Annotated in this window: 17 protein-coding genes; 5 read left to right on the top strand and 12 right to left on the bottom strand. The window is 68.8% G+C overall.

Annotated elements, in window-relative coordinates; translation table 11 throughout:
- The first annotated feature begins 15 nt into the window (after nt 1-15).
- Nucleotides 16-957: a homoserine O-succinyltransferase gene (locus TMO_RS03100; RefSeq protein WP_014744128.1), complete on the top strand. Its 942-nt coding sequence runs from the start codon at nt 16-18 to the stop codon at nt 955-957.
- A 6-nt stretch (nt 958-963) separates the two neighbouring features.
- Here TMO_RS03100 and TMO_RS03105 read toward each other — a convergent pair whose 3' ends face one another.
- Nucleotides 964-1,548, bottom strand: coding sequence for a TetR/AcrR family transcriptional regulator (locus tag TMO_RS03105; RefSeq protein ID WP_014744129.1), 585 nt, complete (start codon nt 1,546-1,548; stop codon nt 964-966).
- Nucleotides 1,549-1,718: 170 nt separating this feature from the next.
- On the opposite strand from TMO_RS03105, the gene TMO_RS03110 reads away from it, so the two are divergent.
- Nucleotides 1,719-2,990, top strand: coding sequence for an MFS transporter (locus tag TMO_RS03110; RefSeq protein ID WP_014744130.1), 1,272 nt, complete (start codon nt 1,719-1,721; stop codon nt 2,988-2,990).
- 18 nt (nt 2,991-3,008) lie between these two features.
- On the opposite strand, the gene TMO_RS03115 is transcribed toward TMO_RS03110, so the two are convergent.
- The 5 genes from TMO_RS03115 to TMO_RS03135 form a co-directional block, all read right to left on the bottom strand.
- Nucleotides 3,009-3,593, bottom strand: coding sequence for a peroxiredoxin (locus tag TMO_RS03115; protein WP_014744131.1), 585 nt, complete (start codon nt 3,591-3,593; stop codon nt 3,009-3,011).
- A complete protein-coding gene (locus tag TMO_RS03120; protein WP_014744132.1) occupies nt 3,590-4,249 on the bottom strand; it encodes a LysE family translocator in 660 nt (219 codons plus the stop codon). The genes TMO_RS03115 and TMO_RS03120 overlap by 4 nt, the downstream gene beginning before the upstream one ends.
- Nucleotides 4,246-5,070: an FkbM family methyltransferase gene (locus TMO_RS03125; RefSeq protein ID WP_014744133.1), complete on the bottom strand. Its 825-nt coding sequence runs from the start codon at nt 5,068-5,070 to the stop codon at nt 4,246-4,248. The genes TMO_RS03120 and TMO_RS03125 overlap by 4 nt, the downstream gene beginning before the upstream one ends.
- Nucleotides 5,067-5,813, bottom strand: coding sequence for a methyltransferase domain-containing protein (locus TMO_RS03130; protein ID WP_014744134.1), 747 nt, complete (start codon nt 5,811-5,813; stop codon nt 5,067-5,069). The genes TMO_RS03125 and TMO_RS03130 overlap by 4 nt, the downstream gene beginning before the upstream one ends.
- A gap of 185 nt (nt 5,814-5,998) precedes the next feature.
- Entirely contained in the window at nt 5,999-7,219 is a 1,221-nt protein-coding gene (locus tag TMO_RS03135; RefSeq protein WP_014744135.1) for an MFS transporter, read from the bottom strand.
- A gap of 200 nt (nt 7,220-7,419) precedes the next feature.
- Between TMO_RS03135 and TMO_RS03140 the strand changes: the two genes are divergently transcribed.
- The 3 genes from TMO_RS03140 (at nt 7,420) to TMO_RS03150 (ending at nt 11,468) form a co-directional block, all read left to right on the top strand.
- Nucleotides 7,420-8,442 carry a nucleoside hydrolase gene (locus tag TMO_RS03140; protein WP_014744136.1) on the top strand — a complete coding sequence of 341 codons (1,023 nt, stop codon included), beginning with the start codon at nt 7,420-7,422 and terminating at the stop codon, nt 8,440-8,442.
- Between the two features lie 184 nt (nt 8,443-8,626).
- A complete protein-coding gene (locus TMO_RS03145; protein WP_014744137.1) occupies nt 8,627-10,900 on the top strand; it encodes a methyl-accepting chemotaxis protein in 2,274 nt (757 codons plus the stop codon).
- 184 nt (nt 10,901-11,084) lie between these two features.
- Nucleotides 11,085-11,468 carry a hypothetical protein gene (locus TMO_RS03150; protein ID WP_014744138.1) on the top strand — a complete coding sequence of 128 codons (384 nt, stop codon included), beginning with the start codon at nt 11,085-11,087 and terminating at the stop codon, nt 11,466-11,468.
- A gap of 90 nt (nt 11,469-11,558) precedes the next feature.
- On the opposite strand, the gene bfr is transcribed toward TMO_RS03150, so the two are convergent.
- The 6 genes from bfr to TMO_RS03180 all read right to left on the bottom strand — a co-directional run bounded on the left by bfr (nt 11,559) and on the right by TMO_RS03180 (nt 17,175).
- Nucleotides 11,559-12,041, bottom strand: coding sequence for a bacterioferritin (gene bfr, locus TMO_RS03155; RefSeq protein WP_014744139.1), 483 nt, complete (start codon nt 12,039-12,041; stop codon nt 11,559-11,561).
- Nucleotides 12,042-12,252: 211 nt separating this feature from the next.
- Nucleotides 12,253-12,540, bottom strand: coding sequence for a bacterioferritin-associated ferredoxin (locus TMO_RS03160; protein ID WP_322111259.1), 288 nt, complete (start codon nt 12,538-12,540; stop codon nt 12,253-12,255).
- A 29-nt stretch (nt 12,541-12,569) separates the two neighbouring features.
- Nucleotides 12,570-14,219, bottom strand: coding sequence for an acyl-CoA synthetase (locus TMO_RS03165; RefSeq protein WP_014744141.1), 1,650 nt, complete (start codon nt 14,217-14,219; stop codon nt 12,570-12,572).
- Nucleotides 14,220-14,330: 111 nt separating this feature from the next.
- Complete coding sequence (locus tag TMO_RS03170) at nt 14,331-14,723, bottom strand: YdbL family protein (RefSeq protein ID WP_014744142.1); 393 nt, start codon at nt 14,721-14,723, stop codon at nt 14,331-14,333.
- A complete protein-coding gene (locus TMO_RS03175; protein WP_014744143.1) occupies nt 14,723-14,917 on the bottom strand; it encodes a YnbE family lipoprotein in 195 nt (64 codons plus the stop codon). Before TMO_RS03175 ends, TMO_RS03170 begins: the two co-directional genes overlap by 1 nt.
- 32 nt (nt 14,918-14,949) lie before the next feature.
- Nucleotides 14,950-17,175, bottom strand: a complete 2,226-nt coding sequence (locus TMO_RS03180; RefSeq protein WP_014744144.1) for an intermembrane phospholipid transport protein YdbH family protein — start codon at nt 17,173-17,175, stop codon at nt 14,950-14,952.
- Nucleotides 17,176-17,200: the final 25 nt, after the last annotated feature.

The following is a 17,200-nucleotide window of genomic DNA, read 5'->3' on the forward strand; positions in this document are numbered from 1 at the left end:
AGTGGGGACGCGCCGATGCCGATCAAGATTCCTGACGATTTGCCCGCCCGCCGCACATTGGAAGCGGAAGGGGTGATGGTGATGGGCGAGACCGACGCGGTCCGCCAGGACATCCGTCCGCTGCGCATCGGCCTGCTCAACCTCATGCCCAACAAGATCCGGACCGAGACCCAGTTCGCCCGGCTGCTCGGTTCCACGCCGCTGCAGGTGGAGCTGACCCTGGTCAAGATCACCGACCATGTCTCGCGCCACACCGCCACCGACCATATGTCGGCCTTCTACCGGCCCTGGGCCGAGGTTGCGACCGAACGCTTCGACGGGTTCGTGATCACCGGCGCGCCGGTCGAACGGCTGCGCTTCGAAGAGGTCACCTACTGGGACGAGCTGCGCCGGATCCTGGACTGGACCCAGACCAATGTTCATCGCAACCTGACGATCTGCTGGGGCGCGCAGGCGGCGGTGCATCACTTCCACGGCATGGCCAAATACGACCTGCCCGCCAAGGCCTTCGGGCTTTATGCCCACCGGGTGCTGGCGCCGGCCTCGCCCTGGCTGCGCGGATTTCCGGACATCTTCACCACGCCGGTCTCGCGCTGGACCGAAGTGCGGGCCGAGGATGTGCCCGCTTCGAGCGGCATGACCGTGTTGGCCGAAAGCGATCAGACCGGTCTCTGTCTGCTCGACGACCCGGCCCACCGGGCACTCCATATGTTCAACCATCTGGAATACGACACGGTCTCGCTGGCGGAAGAATATCACCGGGACGTTGCGGCCGAGGTGCCGGTGACCCTGCCGGTCGGCTATTTCCCCGGCGACGATCCCGGCCGTCTGCCTCACAACCTCTGGCGCGGCCATGCCCATCTGCTGATCGGCAACTGGATCAACGAGATTTACCAGACCACCCCCTTCGACCTCGACCGGGTGGGGATCGAGGATCACGTGCCCTCCGGCCGGTGACGGCGGTCAGGTCGCGGGAAGCTTCGTGATCTCGTCGCGCACCGCGGCCAGGATCTCGTCCGACAGCGCGCGGTCACTGGCCTCGGTGGCGCGGGCGAGCGCCAGACCGCCGACCAGGGCCGATATCACCAGGATCGCGCGGCCGCGGTCGCCCTCGCTGGCGGCAAGGGCGGGGAAGCGGGCTGCCAGCGTGTCGATGAACCGGTCGATCCCTTCGGCATAGCTCGCCTGTATGCCGGCGTCCTGGCGCGGCACCTCTGTCGCGAGTGCTGCGATCGGGCAGCCGATGTCGCGCCGGGTGCGATGGGCTTCGGACAGATAGTTTTCGACATAGCGGCCGAGATCGCGGCCCGCCTGATCGCGTCCGGTTTCCAGCCGCTCGATCGTGTCGCCGAAGGCCTTGCCGCAGGCCTCGGCGGCGAGTGCGTCCTTGGACGCAAAATGGCCGTAGAAGCCGCCATGGGTGAGACCGGCGGCCTTCATGATCTCGGCCACGCCGACACCATCGAAGCCACGCTCGCGAAACAGCCGACCCGCAGCCTTCACGATCGCAGCCCGGTTGGCCGCCGCCTGTTCCCTGGTCACCTTCACCGCTTCAGCCCTCTCTCCTGCGCACGTCGACCGGCCGCGCACGCATCGATCTGCTCTTGACGGCGGGCATGACGTTCATCATCAATAAAACATGATGATCGTCATCATAAACCGAACGCCGTTGGGCGGCAATGCGGCGAATGTGGCGGCTTCCCGACGGGAGCGGATGAATGGCATCGACGGTGATCGCGGCGGCACTGGCCCGCCGGCAGGTCCATTACGGCTGGGTGGTTGCCGGAACCACCTTTCTCACCATGCTGGTGGCGGCAGGGGCGGTGGGCGCACCCGGCGTGCTGCTGCTGCCTTTGCAGCGGGATTTCGGCTGGGAGACGTCCGAGATCTCCGGCGCCATGGCGATCCGCCTGCTGCTGTTCGGCCTGATGGGGCCGTTTGCAGCGGCGCTGATCAACCGCTTCGGCGTCAGGCGCATGGTGCTGACCTCGCTGTCCACCGTGGGCGGCGGGCTGGCGCTCTCGCTGGCGATGACCGAACTCTGGCAGTTGATCCTGCTCTGGGGCGTGGTGGTCGGTATCGGCACCGGCATGATCGCCATGGTGCTGGGGGCGACGGTCGCGACCCGCTGGTTCGTGAAGCGGCGCGGCATGGTGATCGGCCTGCTGACCGCCTCCACCGCCACCGGCCAGCTGGTGTTCATGCCACTGATCGCCTGGATCGCCGATGGCATGGGCTGGCGTCCGGCGGTGATGCTGCTCTGCGGGCTGATGGCGCTGGCGGCGATCCTGGCCCTGATCCTGCTTCGTGACCGCCCGTCCGATCTGGACCTGCCCGCCTATGGCGAGACGGAGGTGAGCCCACCCCCCGCCGGCATGGGCGGTGCATCGGTGGCCCTGGCGGCGATCGGTGCGCTGAAGGATGCGGCGCGTACCCGGGTCTTCTGGGTGCTGTTCCTGACCTTCTTCATCTGCGGCGCCAGCACCAATGGTCTGGTCCAGACCCATCTGGTACCGCTCTGCGTCGATTTCGGCGTGGCGGAGGTCAGGGCCGCCGGGCTGCTGGCTCTGATGGGCGTTTTCGACTTCATCGGCACGGTGCTGTCCGGCTGGCTGTCGGATCGCTACGACAACCGAAAGCTGTTGTTCTGGTATTACGGCCTGCGCGGGCTGTCGCTGGTCTTCCTGCCCTATTCGGATTTCACCCTCTACGGCCTGTCGCTGTTCGCGATGTTCTACGGCCTCGACTGGGTGGCGACGGTGCCGCCGACCATCAAACTCACCGCCGACCGGTTCGGTCGCGAGCGGGCGCCGATGGTCTTCGGCTGGATCTTCGCCGGCCACCAGATCGGCGCCGCCACCGCGGCTTTCGGTGCCGGGTTGTCGCGGAGCGAACTCGGCACCTATCTGCCGGCCTTCTTCGCCGCCGGCATCCTGTGCTTCCTGGCGGCCGGCGCCGTCCGCACGCTGCGGCCGCCAGTCCGGGGCTGACCGGCAGGGGGCTGACCGTCAGCGCCGGCGCAGCCAGTCCAGCACATCGCCCGCATTCCGGTCGGGCGGGAAGACCGGATAGAACACCTGCTGCACCACACCATCCCGGGTGATCAGGGTCAGCCGGCGGATCAGCCTGTGCCCGCCCACCTCCATCACCGGCAGGTTCAGGGCCCGGGTCAGATGCAGACCGGCATCTGACAGCAGTGGGAAGGGCAGATGCAGCCGCTCGGCCGCCTCGCGCTGCCAGGCGGTGTCCTGGGTGGAGATGCCATAGAGCGCGGCGACGCCGGCCTCTGCCAGCTCGGCGGCATGGTCGCGGAAGGCGCAGGACTGGGGCGTGCAGCCGCGGGCACCGGGGATCATGTCCCAGCCCTCGGGCAGGGGCTGATCGGGGCGGCCGGTCATCGGATAGAAATAGAGCACGCCCCAGCCGGCGAGATCGGCCAGACGGACGGTGCCGCCTGTGGTCGAGGGCAGGGCCAGATCCGGCAGCCGGGCGCCGGTCAGATGTGCGGCGGCACCGTCATCGACGGGGGCCGGGATGCTGCTCCAGTCGACACGGGTCAAAGAGGGCTGGTTGGCGGGGGAGGGGCCGGTCACAGGGCACTCCATGCAAGTGTGGTGGCAAAGCCGATCAGCGCGCCGCCGAAGACGAAATCGACCCAGCCGTTGGAGGCATCGATCGCCCGGGCGATCACGCCCGATCGGGCGAGGATGGCGAAACACGACCAGAACAGCGCCGATTGCAGGATCAGCTGGCCGCCGAAGACTGCAAGGGCTGCACGTGGCAGATCGGGGGCGGCGACCTGCGAGAAGATGCTGACATAGAAGATCGCGATCTTGGGGTTGAGCAGGTTGACCAGATAGCCGTCGCGAAACAGCGCCGCCGGAGAGCGACGCTGCGGCGGGGGCGGGACCGGGGCTGCCGCAGCGCGTGCCGCGCGGCGATGCCGCATCTTGGTGACCGCGGCCATCAGATTGCGGATGCCGAGCCAGACCAGATAGGCGGCGCCGCCCAGCGCCAGGGCCAGGCCGAGCGCGGGGGAGGCGGCGATCACCGCCGCCACCCCCGCCATCATCAGCGCGACATTGGTGACCGTCGCCCCGACGATGCCCGAGACCAGCGGCGCCATCGGCCCCATGCGGGGTTCGGCGCCGTGGCGCAGCACGATCAGTGCGGTCGGCCCGGGGGAGAGCATGGCGGCAAGATGCACCACCGCCAGCAGCATCACCGATCCGAACAGCTGTGCGGTCAATGTCGGAAGGTCCCGGGACGAGTGGCCAGGATCAGCCGTTCGCGATCGATCTGCGCCTGGGTCCAGAGCGCGGGATCCACAAAGCGCCGCCGGGTTTCCCCGATCAGCGGTACCGGCAGCGCGGTATCGGTGTCGCGGAAGTCGCGGACCTCGAACACCTCAAGCCCCGCGCCTTCCAGCCGCCCCAGCATGGCTTCATAGTCGTGGCCGCCGACCAGAAGATGATGGGCATGCATCTCGATCAGCACGGCCCGAAAGTCGATGCCGGGCAGGCTGCCGGCCAGGCAGGCGGTCATGCCGGCCAGAACCACCCCCTCGGCGCCGTGCACGTCGATCTTCACCACCAGCGGCCCGGCGGGCAGGTCGCGGGCGAGATCGTCGAAGCGCCGGCCGGGCACGATGATCGCGTCCGGCGTGTCGGGGGCGACGATGGTCCGGCCACGGAAATGCAGGCTGTCGCCGGTGTCGTTGAGCGCCAGACAATGGGCGCGGCCGGGTTCTCTGGTGGCGTGGACCTCCCCGGCGCGGCGGATATTGCCGGCCAGCACTTCGAAAGCCTGGGGGTTGGGCTCGAAAGCCTCCACCCGCCAGCCGGGATAGCGGGCGGCGACGAGGCAGGGGTAATAGCCGTGCAGCGCGCCGACATCGCAGAAGGTGGCGGCCGGCAGCCTGTTCGCGATCCGGTCGAGCAGATCGACCACGGCGGGTTCATAGCCGAGGGCCGAGAAGGTTTCGCGCGCCACGGTGTCGCCCGGATCGTGGAGGGCGAAGCTGGTACCGCGCACCGCGAAACGGGTCAGGGGCAGGGACATGTCGGTCATTTGATCGCGAGCCACCCTTCGAAGCAGAGATATTTCTGGACCGTGATGATGTCGGTGAACCCGGCCCGGCGCATGAAGTCGACATTCGCCTCGGAGGTGAAGGGCTCCATCTTGCCCTTCAGGCTCAGGCTTTTGGCCAGGACCTCGCGGTGGTCGTAACCGTTGGCGAGCTTGAATTCGTTGTAGAGCGTGGTGAAGGCATCCTGGAAACGGGCGTCGTTGGCCCGCACCTTTTCGAACAGGATGAAGGCGCCGCCCCAGTCGAGGGCGTCCCAGATCCGGTCGAACAGGGCCTGACGATGTTTGGGCGGGATGAACTGCACCGTGTAATGGGCGGTGATCAGGTCGGAACGCTCGAAGGCGAAGCGCTCCGCCCGGGCGGTCTGGAAGAACATGTTTGGCATGTCGGCATGGACCTGCCGGGCGTGGGCGATCATGTCGGGTTCCACGTCCAGCCCGATGAAGCGGGTCTCGGCGAGATCGCCATGGCGCATGGCCAGCCGGTGCAGCAGGGTGCCGGTGGAGGTGCCGATCTCGTAGACGGTGGATCCTGCCCGGACGAAATAGTCCGAAAGCCTGGCCGTCAGATCGTGCCCGCTGTCGTAAAGCGGCACGGATCGGGAGACATGGCCGTCGAACTTGCCGGCGACGTCGCCGGCAAAGCTCCAACGGGCCGGTGCAACGGCAATACCGTCACCGGCGGCCAGCTCCACGATCCGGGATGTCTCCGGTGTCGCGGTCATCAGTGGTCTCCGTGCGGCGCGGACCGGTGGCGTGGCCGCGCGGCGGATGGAACTGCCCCCTGCCTTTTCGCCAGCAGAAGATTCCACGGAGATGTTTCTTTTTCAATCCGAAATTCTACTGATGATTTCTTTTCAGAAAAGAAAAACGCCCGGATGGTTCGTCCGGGCGTTGTGACGCATGACGATCAGACGCCTATGGCGCGCGGGCGAGTGCCTTCCATGGCCCAGAGCCAGGCCAGGGCACAGGCCGTCAGCGCGACCGGCGGCAGGGCCGAGAGGGTGAGCGTGGCCCAGTCGAAGCGTTCGATGAGCTGGCCCGAGAAGAAGGCCGAGAGCGCCACCAGCCCGAAGACCAGGAAATCATTGGCAGCCTGACCCGGCCCCCGTTCGGCCGGCAGCAGCGACAGCGATACCAGGGTGGTGGCACCGACGAACAGGGCCGACCAGCCGAGGCCGAGCAGGGTGAGGCTGATCCTGAAATGCCAGACGCTGATCCCCGAGGCGCCGACGCCGATCGCCATCGCCATCAGCAGGCAGCCGGCCAGCATCATCGGCATCAGGCCGAAACGTTCGATCAGCCGGCCGACGATCAGCGCCGGGGCGAACATGCCGAGCACATGCCACTGGATGACCTGGGCGGTGGAGGTGAAATCCAGCCCGCAGGCGACCATCGCCAGCGGTGTTGCGGTCATCAGCAGGTTCATCACCGTATAGGCGGTGATGCCGGCCAGGATCGCGATCACGAAACGCGGCCGCCGGAAGGCGGCACCCAGCCCGCCCGAGAGCGATTTGACCGTGCCGGCCGGCTTGCGCAGGTCCAGGGCCAGGGCGGCGATCAGCATCAGAACCGCGGCACCGGCGATCACCAGATAGGTGCCGAGGAAGGGATAGGGCGATATTGCGTCGCGTGAGGCGCCGGCCAGCGTGGGGCCGACCAGGGCGGCGAGCAGCCCGCCCGAGATGACGAAGGCGATCGCCCGCGCCTCGCCGCCGCGTGGCGCGGCCTCGCCCGCCGCATGGCGCAGGAAGACGCTGAAGCCGTTCGACATGCCGACCAGCACCATGGCGGCGCAGAGCAGCAGGAAGCTGGCCATGGCGATGGCGACGGCCGCGAGTAGCGCCCCGGCGATGCCGAGACAGGCACCGAGCGCAAAGCCCGCCCGCCGGCCTTGCCGCGCCATCAGCATCGAGGCCGGGATGGTTGTGGCGGTGTTGGCGATGAAGGTCAGCGCGAAGGGCAGGGTGGCCAGGCTTTTGTCTTCGGCCAGCATATGGCCGGCGAGGGCCGACACCGTCACCAGCAGCATGGTCATGATGGTGTAGAAGCCCTGCGACAGGGACAGCAGGGCAATGGCGCGGCGGCTGCCGCCCGGCGCATGGGCCGGGTCGGTGACGGTGGCGGTCATGGGGGTGGGAACTCCGCATCCTTCTGGTCCGGGATGTGCCCCGCTTCAGCCGGCGGGCCCGGGGTGTTTTCACCATCCTGACCTGTTGAAACCGCCGCGTCCATATGGCGTGGCGTCCATATCATGTATCGGACCTCTTCCCCCCCGGGTATCGGGCATGTCACTCTGTCGGCCCCGAACGTCATTTGAAAGCCGTGCCCATGACCGCTGTCGCCGTGCCGCCCACCATCATCGACTGCGACCCGGGCGTTGACGATGCCCATGCCCTGTTCGCGGCGATCGGTGCCCGGCACCTCAGCGGCCTCGAGGCGGTGACGGTGGTCGCGGGCAATGTCGCGCTCCGTCACACCCGGCGCAATGCGCTGCGGATCCGCGAGGTGGCCGGGCTGGATGCCGCAGCGCTTCCGGTCTATGCCGGCTGCCCCGGGCCGATGATCGGCGCCCTGACCGACGCCGCTGACGTCCACGGTGCCGACGGTCTGGACGGTGCCGGCCTGCCCGAGCCGCAGGGAGAGGTGGAACCGATCCATGCGGTGGCCTTTCTGATCGACCGGCTGCGGCGGGCGGCGTCAGAGGGCCGCCGGGTCAGGCTGGTGACGCTGGGACCGCTGACCAATCTGGCGACGGCGCTGATCATGGCGCCCGACATCGCAGACGGGCTGCTGGAGGTGCGCGCCATGATCGGCAGTGCCGGGCGCGGCAACATCACGCCGGCGGCCGAATTCAACGCCTATGTCGATCCCGAGGCACTGGAACGGGTGGCGACCACCCTGGATGCGGCCGGTGCCGACGGCGTGCCGTTCTACGTTTACGGGCTGACGCTCACCCATACCGTCACCGCCGATCGCACCGAGATCGCCCGATATGCCACCCTCGACAGCCGGGTGGGGCGGGCCGTCGCCGGCATGCTGGGGGCCTATCTCGACCGGCACCGTGTGGCGCCGCTGCCCGGCATGGGCGGCGCGCCCGCCGACGAGGCGCCTCTGCACGACCCTTGCGTCATCGCCGACCTGCTGGCGCCGGGGGCCGTCAGGGCGGTACCGGGACGATTGCGGGTCGTCCTCCACGGGCCGGCGCGGGGGCAGACGCTCGCCTCTTTCGATGCCGGGGATGAGGTCGGGGCCGGATCGCGGGTGATCTGGATGGTGGAGGGCGATGCCGGACGTCTGCGCGCCGCTCTCTTCTCTGCGGTGTCCGGTTTCTCTGCTGTGACCAGTTTCTAAGCTGTGGCGGGCCTCGGTAACGGCTGATCATCGTCTGGCGTTAACGGACCGATAAGTTTCATCCTTTAATGATGTTGTCATCAAGGTCCATGCGACGGCCGGGCCGGGGGGGCTCCGACCGCTGCATGCCGCGGGCAGGACGCGGAAACGACAAAGAAGAACGATCAGGGGAGGTTGGGACGACATGAGCGAGCATGACCAGCAGGCCACCGATGCAGGAGCCGATGTCATGACCACGCCGGCGCCGGAAACCGGCCGTCGCCGACGTTTCCGGCGCCGGCGGGCCGAGAGGCCTCGCGGCCGCGACGCCCGGCGCCCCGGGTGGCTGGGCCGGATCGGACTTGGTCCGAAGCTGTTCCTGGCCTTTGCGGTGGTGTCGATCCTGGCCGTCGTGGCGAGCGGTGTCGCCTGGATCTCTTACGGTCGGGTGGAGCGTGGCTTCGAGGAGGTGCAGGAACAGGGCGTGCGGCCGCTGACCGCGGCTCTGCGTCTTGCCCGACAGGCGGAGGTGCTGGCGGCATCGGCCCCGGCTGTCGCCAGTGCCGGCTCTGCCGAGGCGCTTGACAAGGAACGCCAGGCGATCACCTCTGCGATCGGCGGCATGCGCGGCGATCTTGCCGCCCTGCAATCGGCCGGGCTGGATGCCGGCCTGGTCGGCATGGTCGGCGAGGATGTCGACGCCCTGATCGCCCGGCTCGATGAACTGCTCAAGGCGGTTGAAGAGCGCTATGCGCTGACCGCCCGGCGCGAAGCCGCCATCCGCGACCTGGCCGGTGCACGCGATACCTATCTGGCGGCCATCTCTCCGGGTGCGCAGCGGATCTCCCAGGACTTCCGCAACAAGGCGGAGGCGACCGCCGGCATGTTCGAGTTCGGCACTCTGCAGGAGGCGGTCTACGATCTGACCAGCCGGCAGCTGCCGGCCCTTCAGCTCAGCATCCAGCTGCGGGGCGATATCGCGGCCGCCCAGGGCATCGTTGCCGAGACCGCGACCATCACCAATTCCGCCCATCTGGAACGGCTGCGCCAGCGGCTTCAGGCGGCCGCCTATGCGCTGGATCGCGACACCAAGGCGTTGGACGATCGGGTGAACAAGGGCCCCCTGCTTGAGGCTGTGGCCCGCTTCTCGCAGGCGGCGACGGCCGGCGACAAAAACAACGTCTTCGAGATCCGTGCCGCCGAAGTTACCGCGCTGACCCAGGTCGACCAGCGCCTGCAGGCCGCCCGCGAGGCCGGCCAGCTGCTGGCGGAAGATGTCGACGGGCTGGTCTTCCAGACATCGGGCGCCATCGCCGAAGTGCGCAGCCGCACGACCGAAGATCTGACCCGCAGCCGGACGGTGTTGATCGCTCTGGCCGGCGCAAGCGTCGCGGTCTCGCTGCTGATCGCGCTCGGCTATGTCGGCCGGCGGGTCATCGGCCGGTTGCGGCGTCTGGAGCGGGCGATGCGTTCGGTCGCGGCCGGTGATCTGACCGTCGATCTGCCGCCGGCGGGCGGCGACGAGATCGGCCGGATGACCGAGGCCCTGCAGGTCTTCCGAGACACCACCGCCGAGGTCGAGGCGGCCAAGGCCCGCGCCGCGGCAGAGGAAGAGCGGCAGCGGGAGATCCGCCGCAGCGAGATGCTCAACCTGGCGGCCACGTTCGAGGCCGAGGTCAAGGGCGTTGTCGATCAGCTGGCGGAAGCGGTTTCGGCCCTGGGCGCAAGCTCGTCCGAACTGACCGCAGCTGCGGCCCGGGGCGACGAGCGTGCCCAGACCGTCGCGGCGGCCAGCGAAGAGGCGGAACGCAACGCCGAGACGGTCTCCGATGCCACCCGCCAGCTCTCGGGTGCGGTCGCCGAGATCGGCAATCAGGTCCAGGAGGCATCGACCATCGCCCGGGGTGCGGTCGCCCAGGTCGAGCGCACCGACACCACGGTCGAGGAGCTGGGCAAGGCCAGCGAGGAGATCAGCGAGGTGGTGCGGCTGATCGGCGAGATCGCCGGCCAGACCAATCTGCTGGCCTTGAACGCGACCATCGAGGCGGCGCGCGCCGGCGAGGCCGGCAAGGGCTTTGCCGTGGTGGCGGGCGAGGTGAAGACCCTTGCGGCCGAAACCGCCAAGGCGACCGGCCGGATCAGCCAGCGGGTGGAGGCGATCCAGAGCCGCACCGGAGAGGCGGTTCAGGCGATCCGAGACGTGCGAGACACGATCCTGCGCCTGAACGAGATCGCGAGTGCGATCGCGGCCGCGGTCGAGCAGCAGGGCAGCTCCACCCAGGAGATCGCCCGCAGCGTGGCCGAACTGAGTGCCGGGTCCCGCGAGGTGTCGACCTCTATCGCCGATGTCGCCGATGCCAGCAGCCGGACATCTGAAGGGGCAGACCAGGTGCGGCATGCAGCCGATGCGCTGGGCACGGCCTCCCGCAATCTCGACCGGTCGATGAGCGGCTTCCTGGATCGTCTGCGCAGCGCCTGAGGCCGGGGCCGGCAGGACGGCGGGGGCGGGGCATGTCGAGGCGGGGCATGTCGGCTGACGCGGATATCCTGCCGTGTCTTTCACGCCGATCATGCCTTTCCCTTACGCGGCCATCGTCCCACCTTTATGTGAATGGCCCTTCCAGATCCGGGGCCGGCAGATCCACCGGAATGGGAGGCCCCACATGACCGAGGATGGCGCGAAGATCGTTGAACTCGGCCGGCATCGCGGCGAGCGCGTGCCGATGCCGCCGAAGGATGCGGTGCGTGGGGCTGCACCGGTGGTGGTTGCTTTCGATCGCCGGCAGCGCGCGGTCGACCGGCTGTCGCGGGCGCTGGCGGCGATCGATGCCGCCGGTGCCGATCTTGCTGCCGCGCGGGGGGCGCTCGATCATCAGCACCGGCGTCTGGACGATCAGCGCGGTCAGCTGGCCCGGCATGTCGAGCGGCTGGGCGGGATTGCCGATGACCTCAACCGCCGTGCCGCGCGCCTGCGCGAAATTGAGGCAGAGACCGACCGCGCGATCGCCATGGTCAACGAGGGCCGGTGGGTCGATCCCAATGGATGAGCCAGCGGGATTTCCGGTAAGGCTTCAGGCAGAAGGGCCGGCAGTGAAAACTGCCGGCCCTTCCCTTGGTCAACTCTGTCGGCGCTCGGATCAGGGTTCCTCGATCTCGCCGGCCGCGGTCTGGAGATAGTTCTGGATGCCGAGCTGATCGACCAGGCCCAGCTGGGTCTCCAGCCAGTCGATATGCTCTTCCTCGCTCTTCAGAATCTCGCGCAGCAGATCGCGCGTGACGAAATCGGCCTTGGTCTCGCAATCGGCAATTGCGACGCGCAGGTCGACGACCGCCTTCATCTCCAGATCCAGATCGGCCTGGAGCATTTCGGGCACGGTCTCGCCGATGTGCAGCTTGCCCAGATCCTGAAGGTTAGGCAGACCTTCCAGGAACAGGATCCGCTCAATCACCTTATCGGCATGCTTCATCTCGTCGATCGACTCGTGGTACTCGACGTGACCGAGCTTGCGATAGCCCCAGTCCTTCAGCATCCGGGCATGAAGGAAATACTGGTTGATGGCGGTGAGTTCGTTCTTCAGCACCGTGTTGAGGTGCTTGATGATCTTGGGATCGCCCTTCATGGCCGTCTCGTCCTCGTTCTCGTGACCCGATGCCGGCTGCAGGGGAAGGCGCCGGCTTTGAACGAGACTATAGCCACAACTCTGTCCCGCGGCCAGTGCGGACAGGCTGGAATTCTTCAAAAAGTCGTGGAATTACTTGAGTTTGCGTCGCAGCTTCGAGCTTTTCTTGAGTTTGCGTCGCAACTGCGCGATTTATGCCTGAGAGTGACTGTCAGGCGCGGATCGACGCCGGAACCGCCGCATTTGCCGCCTCGGCACCGGTGCTGCCGCAGCCGGGCAGCATGGCCCGGACGCAGTCGATGCATTTGCCGCATTGCGGCCGGGTCCCGAGGGCGCGGTAGACGCCCGAGACACTTCGCGCACCGGCCGCAGCCTCGCGCACACGCCGTTCCGTCAATCCGTTGCAGATGCAGACATACATGCTGAGCCGCACTCCGATCCGGGGGCTGGTCGCAGTGGCGGGAAAAGGCCCTTCGCCGCAACTGCGAACCGTTCGCATGGATAGAGTGGCAATGCTGAGAATGATTGTCAATCGCCTATTGTCGCCTCGCGTTGCTTCAGAACGCGCCGCATGATCTTCCCGGTTGCGGTCATCGGCAGTTCCGTAACGAAGGCGATCTCGCGCGGGTATTCATGGGCCGCCAGACGGTCGCGAACATGGGCACCCAGCGCGCGGGCCAGATCGTCCGACGGTTCGACGCCCGGGGCCGTAACCACGAAGGCCTTCACGATCTCGGTGCGTACCGGATCGGGCTTGCCGATCACGGCGGCCATGGCCACCGCCGGGTGCCGGATCAGGCAGTCCTCGATCTCGGCCGGGCCGATGCGGTAGCCGCCGCTGGTGATCACGTCGTCGGCCCGGCCCATGAAGTGGAACAGCCCGTCGGCATCGCGTCGGCCCATATCGCCGGTCAGCAGCCGGCCATTGCGGAACTTGGCCTCGGTGGCGGCGGGATTGTTCCAGTAGCGCAGGAACATCACCGGGTCGGGGGCACCGACCGCGATTTCGCCGGTCTCGCCATCGGGCACGGTCTGGCCCGCCTCGTCGACGATCAGCACCTCGTGGCCGGGCACGGCGCGGCCCATGGCGCCCGGGGGCGAGGGTTCGATCCGCTGGTTGCAGGACACGGTCAGATTGCATTCGGTCTGGCCGTAGAATTCGTTGATCGGCACGCCCAGCACCTCGCGCCCCCAGTCGAGCAACTCGGACCCCAAACTTTCTCCGCCGCTGCCGACGGAGCGGAGCGTCAGATCGGCGGGCACCCGGTCGCGGGGCACGCCGCGCATCAGCTTCAGCGCGGTCGGCGGCAGGAAGGTGTTGCGCACCCGCTCCGTCGCCATCAGCCGGAGGGCGGCTTCGGGGTCGAATTTGCGCATGCGCTGCGAAACGACACCGATCCCCATCGCCCAGGCCGGCAGCAGCACGTCGAACAGCCCGCCGATCCAGGCCCAGTCGGCCGGTGTCCAGAACAGGTCGTCCGGCCGGGGTGGGAAGTCGTGCGGCATCTGCACACCCGGCAGATGGCCCGGCAGCACCCGGTGAGCATGCAGCGCACCCTTGGGATTGCCGGTGGTGCCGGAGGTATAGATGATCACGGCGGGATCATCGGCCGCGGTGTCGAGGATCGCGGGCGGGGTGCCGGTGGCATCGCGGATCAGCCGGTCGAAGGCGATGGTGCCGGCCGGCACCGGCTCGGGGCCGGTCACGATCACCCGGGCAAGATCCGGACAGTCGGCCTGCACCGACATCAGGGCGTCCAGCCGGCCGGGATCGACGATCACCGCGCGGGTGCCGCTGTCGGCCAGGCGATAGGCGAGCGCTTCGGGGCCGAAGAGGGTGAAGAGCGGCAGGGCGATGGCGCCGATCCGGTAGATCGCCATATGGGCCAGCGCCGCTTCGGGGCTCTGCGACAGGCAGATCCCCACCCGGTCGCCGCGCCCGATCCCCAGATGCAGAAGCCCGGCCGCCAGTCGCCCCGCCAGCCGGTCGATCTCGGCAAAGCTGAAGACTTTCCGGCTGCCGTCTTCCTCGACATGGATCAGGGCGGTGCGATCCGGCGCCTGATGCGCCCAGAGCCCCGCAGTCTGGGCGGCGATGTTCAGCCGCGCCGGGATCTGCCAGCGGAAGCGGGCGCGCCATTCGGCAATGGCCTCGTCGGGGCGGGGGGCGTCGAGCATCGGGCGGGTCCTCCGGTTGGCCCCGAGGCTCTTTCCATGGCCTGCCGGGGCCTGCCGATCCTGCCGCGTCTGCCCGGGTCCGGCAAGGCTTCCGCCCGCGGGGGCATGACCTCAGGGCTTCTGCACCCAGCCGCTGCCTTCGGGCATCACCCAGGTTCCCGAGGGCGCGCGCTCGATCACCTGCGCGCCAGCGATGCGTTCGACGGCCGAGAGCGAAGCGCCGCGCTTGGCGGCGATGGCCCGGTAGCGGTCCTTGCGCTGCAGGTTGATCCGGTCGATCACCTGCTGCGTGGCGGCATCGGTCTGGGACTTTACGGCACCCACATAGCCGTCGAAGCGCTCGCCCACCAGCCCCTGCGCCTTCAGCGCATCAAGGCCGGCTTCCTGGGCCATGGCGGCGCGGGGCAGGGCCAATGGCGGGACGGCGGCGGCGGGCAGGGCGGCGGCCAGCAGAACGGCGAGGAACCGGGCGGCGGTGCGGCGACGGGCGGGCAGGGTCGGCATCAGAACAGCTCCGGCTCTTCGGCGAGCAGATCCTCGATGTCCTTTTCGACCCGGACCCGGACCTCGTGCTCGATCTTGACGTTGACGTTGATGACGATCGGCTTCTCGGGCGCCTCGACCCTCACGGTCGGCTGGCAGGCCGCCAGCAGCACCAGAATGCCGGCCAGCGGCAGCAAACGTATCGGTCCGGCCATTCCTGTCCTCCCCGGCCTGCGGTATCGGGTCGCTATTCGGGCGACCGGCTCTTCATCCGCGACTGCTCTTTCACGAGGGACTGGCCGAAACCCTCCGCACCGGAATCGAACAGCCGCCCTTCGACGGAGAGCAGCTGGGCGAGTGGCCCGCGGACGTCGAGGTTGATCTCCATCGGATACCCGTCATACACCGCCGGGCTCGATCCCGCGAGCGACAATCCCGCGGTCAGTTCGCCCTCCAGCGGGCCGTCGAGGGTGAGGCGCAGATGCCGCATGCGGAAGTCTTCCAGCGCACGCGCCAGCAGGTCTGCCCCTTCGCTCGCGCTGCCGGCCGCGGCCTCGGCCGTATCCGATGCCCAGCTCAGCCGGCCGGCCTGGCCGGTGAATTCGGCATGGTCGATCCGGATGCCCTCTTCCCCCAGCACCACCGGCACGAAGCCGGAAATGCGTCCGTCGGCATTCAGCGCCGGTTCGTCGGCAAAGGCGGCGAGCAGGCCGAGTTCCAGGTTCTCGGCTCGCAGGATCACCCGCCGGTCGCCCGCACTCAGCGGCACCCGTACCGGTTCCACCGACAAGCGGCCGCCGGCGAAGGGCCATTCCGCGTTGACGACGTCGAAGGTGGTGGGGGTCAGGATCGCGGTCATCCGGCCGTCGGTCAGGGGCAGCCCCGCCTCGATCCGCCCGATTTCGAGCGTCTGCGGCCCGTCGGTGACCCAGGGATCGGGGCCCGTCAACACCATCTGGCCGGTCAGGCCCGAGACGGTCGCCGCCTCGGCGGTGAAGCCCGCATTGGCGAGGCTGGCCACCAGCCGCAGCCGCAGCGGCCCGCCGCCCCAACGGATCGTGGCGGTGGCGGCCGTCTGGCCGGTGACACCGGTGACGATGCCGCCAGCCGCCGGCACCAGATCGGCCGGTTGCAGCCGCTCGCGCGCCCAGGTGATGGCGGGCAGTCTGACCAGGGCCGTGCCGCGCCCGGCGGCCGGGTCGTGGGAGAGGGTGATATCGGCCCGGACCCGTCGCTGCGGATCACGGACGTCGCCCGCCAGTTCGATGCCCTGGGCGGCAGCCCGGCCCGAGAGCGCGATGTCGAGGGGCGCGAAACGCAGCGGGCTGGCGATGTCGGTCAGGCGGGCGGACAGCCGGCCGATGGTGACCACCGGTTCCGGCGCATCCGGCGCTTCGATGCCGGCTTCGACCGCCAGCCCCGAAATCGCGAGATCGGCGGACGGCAGCCGGAGATCCCCGTCCGACGCGGTCATCTGCAGGGGGCCGTTCAGCGGGTCGCCGGCCAGCGTGACGGTCGGCAGCCGGCCGGTCACCGCGTCCCCGTCGATCCGGGCCCCGGCGAGCACCCCCTGCACCGATCTGGCGCCATCGGTCAGATCGAGCAGCGGCTGGCCCTCTACGGGGCAGAGCCGTCCCTCGGTCAGGCGAAGCGTTGTCTCTTCTGCGTCCAGGGTCAGGGTCGGGAGGTTGAGACAATCGGCAAGGTCGATCCGCACGCCGCCGTCGATCAGGCTGCGGGTCAGGGTGAAGGCGACCGGAACGGGCCGGTCGCGATCGACATGCCAGCCGGGGCCGCCGCCGGCCGGCGCCACATCGCCGCCCAGTTCGATGCGTTCGCGGCCGTCTGCGCGCGACAGCCGGGCGGACAGGGCCAGATCGGCGGCGGCGTCGGTAGCACCGTCGGCCGTCGACCAGGCGAGCCGGCCGGTGAGGGTGATGTCCGGATCGGAGGAGAGGCGATCGGCGCCGGCGCTGCCCTGGAAGCGGAGCAGGGGCGTGCCGTCGGCTGCGAGCCAGGCTGCGTCGACATCGTCGATCGTGGCCCCGTCGACCGGCAGGGTCAGCGGGGCGGGCGCGGTCTCTTCCGCGGCGGAGGCCGGCTGAAGAAGCGGCGCAAACGGCCCGGGCTGCCCGTCGACCAACCGCAGCGTCAGGCCGTCGATCCTGAGATCCGCCAGCCGACCGTCGAGAAGCGCATCGAGCGTGAAGGCGAAGGTCATCTGCCGGGCATGGGCGCCCGAGGCCGGAGATGCGCCGTCGGCAGGCTGGCCGAGCGTTACATCGCTCAGGACCAGGGCACCGTCCGCGAAGTGGCGCGCGCCCACCGCCACCGGGCCGAGCCCACGCCGGGTGAGCGCGTCTGCGGCGAGGTCGACTGCCAGGCCCGGCCCGTAGCGCCAGACCCCAAGGCCCAGGGCGGTGACCGCAGCGATGGACGCTGCCAGGATGATCGTGCGCCGCCGGCCGGCCATCCCGTCTCCCCTGCGTGAAGCTTCC

Origin of the sequence: Tistrella mobilis KA081020-065, from assembly GCF_000264455.2 — a bacterium.
Classification (GTDB): Bacteria; Pseudomonadota; Alphaproteobacteria; order Tistrellales; family Tistrellaceae; genus Tistrella; species Tistrella mobilis.